Below are 10,617 nucleotides of genomic sequence, written 5' to 3' on the forward strand. Positions count from 1 at the left end.
GGCGCCGGAAGGAGGGAAGTCTGCCCGCAGGGCAGACCCAAGCCAGGAGCAATGGCTTTTGGTTACTTTTGGCGCGCAGGGCACCTGGAAACCAAAAGTAACCCGCCGTAAAGGCGGAAAGGTGACTCAAGGGCACTGATGCAGCGACGGGTGTACCCGCTCCAGATAGTCTGCTATTCGCGAGCAAGCTCGCTCCCACCAAGCCGCAAAGCGCTTAACCGAACAGTATTGGCTTTAGCCGCGAAAACGCCGGGTAATTCACTGCATCTGTCGTGAACATGCGGCCGCTTCGCGGCTGGAGCCGCTCCTACCGGCCTAACTGACCCATATTGGCTTCAGCCGTGGGATATCCATGCTGGAATCAAGGATCCTATGCAGCGTGCTCGCCCCCTCGGGGTGAGGCCTAGTAAACTTCGCCGCCATGAACAGAACCCTCTATACCCTGCTGTTTCACCTGGGCCTGCCGCTGGTTGCGCTGCGCCTGTTCCTGCGTGCGCGCAAGGCTCCGGCCTATGCCAGACGGATCCGCGAGCGCTTCGCCTTCGGCCTGCCGCCCCTGCGCCAGGGCGGTATCTGGGTGCATGCGGTGTCGGTGGGCGAGAGCATCGCCGCTGCGCCCATGGTTCGCGCGCTGCTGGCTGCCTATCCGGAGCAGGTCATCACCCTGACCTGCATGACCCCCACCGGTTCTGAGCGCATTCAGGCGCTGTTCGCCAACGAACCGCGCGTGCAACATTGCTACCTGCCCTATGACCTGCCCTGGGCGGCCGGGCGCTTTCTCGACCGGGTCAAACCGCGGCTGGGCATCATCATGGAAACCGAGCTGTGGCCCAACCACATTCACCAGTGCGCCCGGCGCGGCATTGCGGTGTTGCTGGCCAACGCGCGCTTGTCCGAGCGTTCGGCGCGCGGTTATGCACGCTTCGCCGGCTTGACCCGGCCGATGCTCGCCGAGATGAACGGCATAGCCGTGCAGACCGAAGCCGAGGCCCAGCGCTTTCGGGACCTGGGCGCGCGGCCCGAGTGCGTGACGGTGACCGGCTCGATCAAGTTCGACCTGCGCGTCGACCCGCACCTGCCCGAGCAGGCCAGGCAGTTGCGTGAGCAATGGCAGGCTGACGGGCGGCCCGTATGGATCGCCGCCAGCACCCATGCCGGTGAAGACGAAAGCGTCCTGGCCGCGCATCGTCAGTTGCTGGCCAGTCACCCCCAGGCGCTGTTGATTCTGGTGCCGCGCCACCCGGAACGCTTCGACAGCGTGTATCAACTGTGTGAACAACAGGGTTTCGCCACGGTGCGTCGCTCCAGCGGCCAGCCAGTCACGGCGCAGACCTCGGTGCTGCTTGGCGACACCATGGGCGAGTTGCTGTTTCTCTATGCGCTGGCCGACTGCGCCTTCGTCGGTGGCAGCCTGGTGCCTAACGGCGGGCACAATCTATTGGAGCCGGCTGCGCTGGGCAAACCGGTGCTCAGCGGCCCGCACCTGTTCAACTTCCTGGAAATCGCCGCGATGCTGCGCACTGCCGGGGCCTTGCTGGAAGTCAGTGACTCGGCGGCCCTGGCCCGTGCGGTGGGTGAACTGTTCGAACAGCCGCAAACCGCCCGGCGCATGGCCGAGGCGGGGCAGCAGGTGATGCAGGCCAACCAGGGCGCCTTGCAGCGCCTGCTGGGCATGATTGCGCGGTTGATGGGGTAGTTCGTTGGCTCAGCGCTTGGCCGGGCGCTCGAAGTTCTTGCGGGCTTCCTGGGCCAGGTCCGGCGGCAGGAAGTCCCGGTCCGGGTTGTAGTCGGCCTTGAGGTAGCCTGACAGCGCCTGCAGGTCGCTGGGGCTGAGGGTGCCGGCAGCCTGCTTGAGGCGCAGGTTGTCGATGATGTAGTCGTAGCGGGTGTTGTTGTAGTCGCGCACCGAAGCGTAGAGCTGGCGCTGCGCGTCGAGTACGTCGACGATGTTGCGGGTGCCGACCTGGTAGCCGATCTCGGTGGCTTCCAGGGCGCTCTGGTTGGAGATGATCGCCTGTTTGCGAGCCTGCACCTGCTCGACGTCGGTGTTTACCGCACGGTGCAGATTGCGGGTGTTTTCCACCACCTGGCGGCGCAGGCTTTCGCGACGCTGTTCGCTCTGGTTCAGCCGCGCATAGGCCTCGCGCACCTGGGAACTGGTCAGCCCGCCGCTGTACAGCGGAATGTTCAACTCCACGCCGATGCTGCGCTGGTCAACGTCACCCCGATAGTCCATGCCGGTGTAGTTGGGGTTGGAAAAGCCCAGCAGATCGTTGTCGCCGCGCTGCCACCTGGCTACCGCATCCACCGTGGGCGCATGCCCGGCCTTGCGCTGGCTGAGGGTCTCGCGCGCCGCGTCCACGGCATGGTTGCTGGCCAGCAGGTCGAGGTTCTGTTGTGCCGCGGTGTCGACCCAGGCCTTGGCATCGTTCGGTGTCGGCGGCAGCACCGGCAGGTTGTGGTTGATGCCCTCGATGGCGTTGTATTGGCGGTTGGTCAGGGTCACCAGGGCCTGAAAAGCATCTTCGACCTGACGCTGGGCGATGAGTCGGGAGGCCCGCGAGCCGTCGTAGCGCGCCTGCGCCTGCAGCACGTCGGTCTTGTCCGAGAGGCCGACGTCGAAGCGTTCGTTGGCCTGGTCCAGTTGGCGGCGCAGCGCGGCTTCTTCGGCCTTGGCGGTGGCCAGGTTGTCCTGGGCGCGCAGGACGCCGAAGTAGCCCTGTGCCGACTGCAGGATGAGGTTTTGTTCGTTGGCCGACAGCTCCAGTGCGGCCTGCTCGTTGACCGCTTTGGCCGCTTGCAGCTGGAACCAGCGGTCGGCGCGGAACAGCGGCTGGCTCAGGGTTGCCTGGTACAGGGTGCCGTTGCGTGTGGCGGTGGCGTGGGGCTGGTCGATCTGCGTACGGGTGCTGCTGTTCTGGGCGCCGGCGGAGAGATTCGGCAGCAGCCCGGCGCGAGCTTGCGGAACGCCTTCGCTGCGCGCCTGGTAGTCGGCGCGTGCGGCGGCCAGGTCTGCGTTGTTGTCGACTGCCTGCTGGTAAACGTCGAGCAGCCCGTTGAGCGCCGTGAGCGGCGCGTCGCCGGCCTGGCTGGGGGCGCTGCAGGCGCAGGACACGGCAATGGCCAACGACAGTTTGCGCAGCATGGGGCGTTCCTTTTCCAGAAGATGATGGCAATCAGATTCGCGAGTGTAGAGTCTGCGGGTCATGGCAACAATCAGCCATTTCCGCCTTTTATCGCGGGTTTTGCTGCAAGGTCTGGCGCTCGCCCCCCTGGCCGGCATAGACTGGCGCCGTTCTTGTCGGGGTGCCTTGATGTGAGGCTGAGATCGGTTAAGCCGGATCCCGTTGAACCTGATCAGGTTAGCGCCTGCGTAGGGAACAAGATTGCTCGCTCCCGGCGAGTCCTCTTGAGTGTCGTCCGGGGTCGTGCGTTCAATTTTTTTGCACTCCGCCTCTTTCGACACTCTGCATCCACGTTCGCTGGATCGCGCCCCCCGTCCGTTCAGGTCACTCCGACAACCAATCCGCCGCTGGATGTCTGGAGAGACCGTGATGACTACAAGAGCAAAAAACGCCCCCCATCTGAGTGAATCGGCCCAGGTCGACTCGGGTTCGGTTCAACCCTTCGCTCGTTCGCAGAAAATCTACGTTCAGGGCTCGCGCCCGGACATTCGCGTGCCGATGCGCGAGATCAGCCTGGACGTGACACCCACCGACTTCGGCGGCGAGATCAACGCGCCGGTCACCGTCTATGACACCTCCGGCCCCTACACCGACCCGAACGTGATCATTGACGTGCGCAAGGGCCTGGCCGACGTGCGTTCGCCCTGGATCGAGTCGCGCGGCGACACCGAGCGCCTGGGTGGCCTGAGTTCGAACTTCGGCCAGCAGCGCCTCAACGACGCCGAACTGGCCGCGCTGCGCTTCGCCCACGTGAAAAATCCACGGCGTGCCAAGGCCGGCGCCAATGTCACGCAGATGCACTATGCCCGCCAGGGCATCATCACCGCCGAGATGGAGTACGTGGCCATCCGCGAGAACATGAAACTGCAAGAGGCGCGTGCCACCGGTCTGCTCGACCAGCAGCACGCCGGGCACAGCTTCGGCGCCAGCATTCCCAAGGAAATCACCCCCGAGTTCGTGCGCCAGGAAATCGCTCGTGGTCGGGCGATCATTCCGGCCAACATCAACCACACCGAGCTGGAGCCGATGATCATCGGCCGCAACTTCCTGGTGAAGATCAACGGCAATATCGGCAACAGCGCCCTGGGCTCCTCCATCGAGGAAGAAGTCGCCAAGCTGACCTGGGGCATCCGCTGGGGCTCGGACACGGTCATGGACCTGTCCACCGGCAAGCACATCCATGAAACCCGCGAGTGGATCATCCGCAACTCGCCGGTACCGATCGGCACCGTACCGATCTACCAGGCGCTGGAGAAGGTCGGCGGCATCGCCGAGGACCTGACCTGGGAGCTGTTCCGCGACACCCTGATCGAACAGGCCGAGCAGGGCGTGGACTACTTCACCATCCACGCCGGCGTGCTGCTGCGCTATGTGCCGCTGACCGCCAAGCGGGTCACCGGCATCGTCAGCCGCGGTGGCTCGATCATGGCCAAGTGGTGCCTGGCGCACCACAAGGAAAACTTCCTCTACACCCATTTCGAAGACATCTGCGAAATCATGAAGGCCTACGACGTCAGCTTCTCGCTGGGCGACGGCCTGCGCCCCGGCTCGATTGCCGACGCCAACGACGCCGCGCAGTTCGGTGAGCTGGAAACCCTCGGCGAGTTGACCAAGATCGCCTGGAAGCACGACGTGCAGACCATGATCGAAGGCCCCGGCCACGTGCCGATGCAACTGATCAAGGAAAACATGGACAAGCAGCTGGAGTGCTGTGAAGAGGCGCCGTTCTACACCCTCGGCCCGCTGACCACCGACATCGCACCCGGCTACGACCACATCACTTCCGGTATCGGTGCGGCGATGATCGGCTGGTTCGGCTGCGCCATGCTCTGCTACGTCACGCCCAAGGAACACTTGGGCCTGCCGAACAAGGATGACGTGAAGACCGGCATCATCACCTACAAGATCGCTGCCCACGCCGCCGACCTTGCCAAGGGCCACCCCGGTGCGCAGATCCGCGACAACGCGCTGAGCAAGGCGCGCTTCGAGTTCCGCTGGGAAGACCAGTTCAACCTGGGCCTGGACCCGGACACCGCCCGGGCCTACCACGACGAAACCCTGCCCAAGGAGTCGGCCAAGGTGGCGCATTTCTGCTCCATGTGCGGGCCGAAGTTCTGTTCGATGAAGATCACCCAGGAAGTGCGTGAATACGCCGCCAACCAGCGCATCGAGGCGGTGGACGTGGCGGTCGAGGACGGCATGCGTGAACAGGCCGAGCGCTTCAGGCAGGAAGGCAGCCAGCTGTATCAGAAGGTCTGAGCCGGCCGTTGCACGCGGCAAGCCGGCGCGTACGCCTGGCTTGCCGCTGTTCTTTTCCTCTCGTGAGACGCGAATGTGAGCACACCTGGCAGTTTTTCTCCGGACCAGCCGGTACCCGCAGCACAGCGGGTGTTTGGCGGTCGCGACTTGTTTTCCCTGTGGTTCTCCCTGGGCATCGGCTTGATGGTGCTGCAGGCCGGTGCCTTGCTGGCGCCGGGGCTGGGCATGGCCGGCGCTTTGCTGGCGGTGCTGTTGGGCTCGTCGATCGGCGTGCTGCTGCTCGCCGCGGCCGGGGTCATTGGCAGCGACACCGGGCTGTCGGCCATGGCCTCGCTGCGGCTCAGCCTGGGGCGGCAGGGGGCGCTGCTGCCGGCGGCGCTCAACCTGTTGCAACTGGTGGGTTGGGGCGCCTTCGAAATCGTGGTGATGCGCGACGCCGCCAGCCTGTTGGCCGAACGTGCCTGGGGGGCAGGCGCTGCGTGGGCCAGTCCGTTGCTCTGGGCCTTGCTGTTCGGCGCCCTGGCCACGTTGCTGGCGGTCAGCGGGCCGTTGACCTTCGTGCGCAAGGTGCTGCGTCAATGGGGCATCTGGCTGCTGCTGGGCGCCTGCCTGTGGCTGACCTGGAACCTGCTGGCCAAGGCCGACCTGGCGGCGCTGTGGGTCAAGGCCGGGGACGGCTCGATGCCGTTCGCCACCGGCCTGGACCTGGCCATCGCCATGCCGTTGTCGTGGCTGCCGCTGATCGCCGACTACTCACGCTTCGGCCGCCAGGCCAAGCCGGTGTTCATGGGCACGGCCTTGGGGTACTTCATCGGCAATTGCTGGCTGATGAGCCTGGGCGTGGCCTACACCCTGGCCTTCGTCGAAGCCGAGCAGGCCAATGCCTTGCTGCTGGCGCTGGCCGGAGCCGGCATGGGCATCCCGCTGTTGCTGATTCTGCTCGATGAGTCGGAAAAGGCCTTCGCCGACATTCACTCGGCGGCGGTGTCCAGCGCCTTGCTGTCAGGCTTGCGGGTCGAGCACCTGGCTCTGGGGATCGGGGTGCTCTGCACGCTGATCGCCTGTTTAGCGCCGTTGGCGCAGTACGAAGGCTTCCTGCTGCTGATCGGCTCGTTGTTTGCGCCGCTGTTCGGTGTGGTGCTGACCGACCACTTCATTCTGCGTCGGCGCCGGTTACCGGCCAACGTGCCGGCGCTGCGCTGGACCAGCCTGCTGGCCTGGCTGGGTGGGGTGAGCACCTACCACCTGCTGGCCAACCTGTACCCGGAGGTTGGCGCGACACTGCCGGCGCTGTTGCTCGCCGGCGTGCTGCAGGCGCTGCTGGGCGTGGGCTTCAGCTGCGGCCAGGGAACAGCTCCGGACGGATCACGCCGTTGAGCTGCGGGTAGGGGATCTTCAGTTCGATGTGGCCCATCGCGTACGGCGCGATGGTCGTCACCGGATACTTGAGGATCACCGCGCCGTAGGTCAGCGCCACATTCGGGGTGCGCTTGAACGGCCAGTTCTTGAGGAACTCGGGGTCTTCATTGACCTTGGTCGACACCAGCCAGGCCTGGTGGGCCAACTGTGCCTTCTGCCAGAACTCGTTTTCCTTGCCGGGCACGACCATGTCGGCCAGGGTCAGGACTTTCTGCTGCTGACGCGAATAGTTGATCAACGCCCGTCCGGGGTCGCCATGGGCGCCGCCGGTGTCCAGGTAGCTGGACAGCTCGATGACCACGATACCGTCATGCTGTTCGCGTACCTTGGCCTGCAGGTAGCTGTTGTTGCGTCCCTGTGCCTGGCTGAGGAATTGTTGCTCGTAGGCTTTCAGCGAGGTCGGCGCCGGCTGGCCGGGCAGGGCAGGCGCCAGCTGCAGCAGGTTCTTCTGCACGATGGCGTCCAGGCGCGGCTCATCAGGGAAATGCACGGTATCGATGTTCACCAGTGGGCAGTCACTGCTGCTGCAGCCAGGCTTGATCTGCTCCCAGGCTTCACGCTCGACCTGCAGAGGGGCACGCATGTTGGGTTTGAACAGGCTCTGGCAGGCGCCCAGGGTTACGACCAGGCAAACCAGTGCGGCGATCTTCGGTAACGACATGATGATCCTTGGCAGGTATCGGAAAAGGCGATGCGCAAGCGCATACAGGCCGGTTGGACTGTGAAAAGTGCCTTCGGTTCGCCATTGGGCGGATTAGAAATGCTTTGCCGTGGGCGCGTCTACCCTGCATCTTCATAGGGGGCTGCATCCGGTGCGCGATGCGCGTTAGGATGGCCCCATGCCAATGCCTTCCGCAGTGAGAAATCCATGACCCAGACGCCCCGTTCGACCCCGACCGCCTTCGAGATCACCCGACGCGAGACCTGCTTCAAGGGTTTCTACCGTCTGGACAAGCTGTTTCTGCGTCATGAACAGTTCGACGGCAGCATGGGGCGTGAGCTGAGCCGCGAGCTGTTCGTGCGTCACGATGCCGTGTGCGTGCTGCCCTACGATGCCAAGCGCGACGAAGTGGTGCTGATCGAGCAGTTCCGCGTCGGTGCGGCAGAGAAAACCGCCAACCCGTGGCTGATCGAAATGGTCGCCGGTCTGATCGACAAGGATGAGCAACCGGAAGAAGTTGCTCATCGCGAGGCAGAAGAGGAAGCTGGGCTGAAGTTCAGTGCGCTGTGGCCGATTACCCGGTACTTTCCTTCGCCGGGGGGCAGCGATGAATACGTGCATCTGTTCCTGGGGCAGTGCGACAGCCAGGATGCCGGTGGCATCCACGGGCTGGAATCCGAGGGGGAGGACATTCGTGTCACGGTCTGGTCGTTCGACGACGCCCTGCAAGCCGTGGCCGATGGCCGGATCATGAACGCGGCGGCGATCATTGCCATCCAGTGGCTGGCCTTGAACCGCAGCGAAATCAGGGGGCTATGGTCGTGAATCTGTTGCGCGAGCGCTATCGTGTGGATCTTGCCGGGCTGCAGGCAGCATGCGAGGCCAACTATGCCCGCCTGATGCGCCTGCTGCCTGACATGCGCACGCAGAAAAGCTCGCGCCGCGTGGCGGTGACCCAGGGCGACCAGATGCTGGGCGTGCTGACCCTCGAAGTGCTGCTCGACTGTCCCTACACCACCACCTTGCAGGTGCGCCAGGAACACAGCCTGCCCTGGCTGCCGGTGCCGCGCCTGGAGGTACAGGTCTACCACGATGCGCGCATGGCCGAGGTCATCGGCGCCGAACATGCGCGGCGCTTCCAGGGTATCTACCCGTACCCCAATGCAGACATGCATCAGCCTGACGAAAAGGCCCAGCTCAACCTGTTCCTCGGCGAGTGGCTGAGCCACTGCCTGGCGTGCGGGCATGAGTATGAAGTGGTGCGCTGAGACTTGTTTCCCGCTTCGGTAATTATCGTCGCAAGAAACGTCTATCGGGCTTTGTAGGTTGTTTCCGAAACAGATTTGAGTGCGATGTATCTCGCTGCGACCGCACGATAGGTCGTGCTAGTTTCGCCCTGACTTTCAATCAGGCGGTCGTGCATGGTTTATATTGCTGGCGATGGGCAGGTCGCGAGGGCAGTTAAGCTGTGAGCCCGAGTGTGAACCGGCTCTCAATCCCCATTTGCCGCGTCCCGTCTCAGCCACCATAATCGCAGCGTATCGTCCCCAGGAGACGGCCGTTGCCGAGTTCATCTATCAAGGACACCTCCGTCCTGCTGGTCCAGTTATCCGACAGTCACCTGTTCGCCGAGGCGGATGGCACGTTGCTGGGCCTGCCGACCCGCGACAGCCTGGAAAAGGTCGTCGAGCAGGTCCAGGCCGAACAGCCGGACATCGACCTGGTGCTGATGACCGGGGATATCTCTCAGGACGGCTCGTTGCTGTCCTACCAGGCCTTCCGCCAGCTCAGCGAGCGCCTCGGGGCGGCGGTGCGCTGGCTGCCGGGCAACCACGACGAAGCGCCGCAGATGCGTGCCGCCGCCGAGGGCAGCGAGGTGCTGCAGCCGGTGGTGGATGTCGGGCGCTGGCGGGTGACCCTGCTCGACTCCGAGGTCGAGGGCGCGGTGTTCGGCTACCTGGCCGATGAGCAACTGAGCCTTCTGGAGCGCTCGCTGCGCGAAGCGCCTGACCGCCATCACCTCGTTTGCCTGCATCACCATCCGGTCTCCATTGGTTGTGAATGGATGGCGCCGATCGGCCTGCACAATGCCGAGGCACTGTTCGCTGTGCTGGATCGTTATCCACAGGTGCGCGCGGTGCTCTGGGGGCATGTCCACCAAGCCTTCGACCAGCAGCGCAACGGGGTTCGTCTGCTGGCCACGCCATCCACCTGCATCCAGTTCGCGCCCGGCAGTGTGGACTTCACCCTCGACGAAGCGGCACCCGGCTATCGCTGGCTGCGCCTGCACGACGACGGACGGCTGGAAACCGCTGTTTCGCGCCTGAGCGGCGTAGATTTCGAGATCGACTTCTCAGGCGCGGGTTATTGAAACAAGTCGGCGTTACGGTCCTGCCTCCTGAGTCCTGTAAACTGTGCGGCTTTATCCTGATGCGTGTCTGCGGAGCACTGGCATGACCGGCGACAACCCCTCGCTGCTGTATATCCATGGCCTGAACAGTTCGGCCTTGTCGAAGAAGGCCACCTGGCTGGCGGCGTTGATGCGCTCGCTGGGCCTGCAGGAACGCCTGCGCGTACCGGAGTTGCATCATCATCCCCGCCAGGCCATCGCCCAGCTCGAGGAGGCGATCGAAGCCCTGGGGCGTCCGCTGCTGGTCGGCAGCTCGCTCGGCGGCTACTATGCGACCCATCTTGCGCAGCGCCACGGGCTCGAAGCGGTACTGGTCAACCCGGCGGTCAACCCGCACCAGTTGTTCGACGGCTACCTCGGCACCCAGCAGAACCTCTACACCGGGGAGCGCTGGGAACTGACCCAGGATCACATCCAGGCCCTGGTCGAGCTGGAAGTACCCGCGCCCGATGACCCACAGCGGATCCGCGTGTGGTTGCAGACCGGCGACGAAACCCTGGATTACCGCCGTGCCGCCGCGTTCTATGCGCAGTGCAGCCTGGACATCCAGGAGGGTGGCGACCACAGCTACCAGGGGTTCCAGGCGCGTCTGCCGGAACTGCTGGCCCTGGCCGGCTTCGAACAGCGGCTGCTGCGTGATATCGACCTTTCCGTGCTGTGAAAGGCAGACATGCGACATTCCA

At 64.4% G+C, this 10,617-nt stretch carries 9 protein-coding genes and 1 riboswitch; of the genes, 7 read left to right on the forward strand and 2 right to left on the reverse strand.

Annotation, left to right across the window (positions count from 1 at the left end; translation table 11 throughout):
- Positions 1-421 precede the first annotated feature (421 nt).
- Complete coding sequence (gene waaA, locus QZ497_RS00005; protein WP_295469784.1) at positions 422-1,696, forward strand: lipid IV(A) 3-deoxy-D-manno-octulosonic acid transferase; 1,275 nt, start codon at positions 422-424, stop codon at positions 1,694-1,696.
- Positions 1,697-1,705: 9 nt separating this feature from the next.
- Here waaA and QZ497_RS00010 read toward each other — a convergent pair whose 3' ends face one another.
- Positions 1,706-3,145 carry a TolC family outer membrane protein gene (locus tag QZ497_RS00010; protein WP_295469786.1) on the reverse strand — a complete coding sequence of 480 codons (1,440 nt, stop codon included), beginning with the start codon at positions 3,143-3,145 and terminating at the stop codon, positions 1,706-1,708.
- A gap of 147 nt (positions 3,146-3,292) precedes the next feature.
- A riboswitch (TPP riboswitch) is annotated at positions 3,293-3,397 on the forward strand.
- Between the two features lie 157 nt (positions 3,398-3,554).
- Between QZ497_RS00010 and thiC the strand changes: the two genes are divergently transcribed.
- The gene (gene thiC, locus QZ497_RS00015; protein ID WP_295469788.1) at positions 3,555-5,444 is read left to right on the forward strand and encodes a phosphomethylpyrimidine synthase ThiC; all 1,890 of its coding nucleotides are present in this window, start codon (positions 3,555-3,557) and stop codon (positions 5,442-5,444) included.
- A 75-nt stretch (positions 5,445-5,519) separates the two neighbouring features.
- Positions 5,520-6,821: a putative hydroxymethylpyrimidine transporter CytX gene (gene cytX, locus QZ497_RS00020; protein ID WP_295469791.1), complete on the forward strand. Its 1,302-nt coding sequence runs from the start codon at positions 5,520-5,522 to the stop codon at positions 6,819-6,821.
- On the opposite strand, the gene QZ497_RS00025 is transcribed toward cytX, so the two are convergent.
- The gene (locus QZ497_RS00025) at positions 6,778-7,524 is read right to left on the reverse strand and encodes an RsiV family protein (protein WP_295469794.1); all 747 of its coding nucleotides are present in this window, start codon (positions 7,522-7,524) and stop codon (positions 6,778-6,780) included. The genes cytX and QZ497_RS00025 overlap by 44 nt on opposite strands.
- A gap of 207 nt (positions 7,525-7,731) precedes the next feature.
- On the opposite strand from QZ497_RS00025, the gene QZ497_RS00030 reads away from it, so the two are divergent.
- The 4 genes from QZ497_RS00030 (at position 7,732) to QZ497_RS00045 (ending at position 10,595) form a co-directional block, all read left to right on the forward strand.
- A complete protein-coding gene (locus QZ497_RS00030; RefSeq protein ID WP_295469796.1) occupies positions 7,732-8,349 on the forward strand; it encodes an NUDIX domain-containing protein in 618 nt (205 codons plus the stop codon).
- The gene (locus tag QZ497_RS00035; protein ID WP_295469798.1) at positions 8,340-8,792 is read left to right on the forward strand and encodes a DUF1249 domain-containing protein; all 453 of its coding nucleotides are present in this window, start codon (positions 8,340-8,342) and stop codon (positions 8,790-8,792) included. Before QZ497_RS00030 ends, QZ497_RS00035 begins: the two co-directional genes overlap by 10 nt.
- A 293-nt stretch (positions 8,793-9,085) precedes the next feature.
- The gene (gene cpdA / locus QZ497_RS00040) at positions 9,086-9,895 is read left to right on the forward strand and encodes a 3',5'-cyclic-AMP phosphodiesterase (RefSeq protein ID WP_295469801.1); all 810 of its coding nucleotides are present in this window, start codon (positions 9,086-9,088) and stop codon (positions 9,893-9,895) included.
- A gap of 82 nt (positions 9,896-9,977) precedes the next feature.
- Positions 9,978-10,595, forward strand: coding sequence for a YqiA/YcfP family alpha/beta fold hydrolase (locus tag QZ497_RS00045; RefSeq protein ID WP_295469803.1), 618 nt, complete (start codon positions 9,978-9,980; stop codon positions 10,593-10,595).
- Positions 10,596-10,617 lie beyond the last annotated feature (22 nt).

The organism is uncultured Pseudomonas sp., from assembly GCF_913777995.1.
Lineage (GTDB): Bacteria > Pseudomonadota > Gammaproteobacteria > Pseudomonadales > Pseudomonadaceae > Aquipseudomonas.

Excerpts from the sequence above, each read along its gene's own strand:
- QZ497_RS00045 (WP_295469803.1), top strand. The coding sequence starts at position 9,978 with ATGACCGGCGACAACCCCTCGCTGCTGTATATCCATGGCCTGAACAGT.
- QZ497_RS00010 (WP_295469786.1), bottom strand. The coding sequence starts at position 3,145 with ATGCTGCGCAAACTGTCGTTGGCCATTGCCGTGTCCTGCGCCTGCAGC.
- waaA (WP_295469784.1), top strand. The coding sequence starts at position 422 with ATGAACAGAACCCTCTATACCCTGCTGTTTCACCTGGGCCTGCCGCTG.
- QZ497_RS00030 (WP_295469796.1), top strand. The coding sequence starts at position 7,732 with ATGACCCAGACGCCCCGTTCGACCCCGACCGCCTTCGAGATCACCCGA.
- thiC (WP_295469788.1), top strand. The coding sequence starts at position 3,555 with ATGACTACAAGAGCAAAAAACGCCCCCCATCTGAGTGAATCGGCCCAG.
- QZ497_RS00025 (WP_295469794.1), bottom strand. The coding sequence starts at position 7,524 with ATGTCGTTACCGAAGATCGCCGCACTGGTTTGCCTGGTCGTAACCCTG.
- QZ497_RS00035 (WP_295469798.1), top strand. The coding sequence starts at position 8,340 with ATGGTCGTGAATCTGTTGCGCGAGCGCTATCGTGTGGATCTTGCCGGG.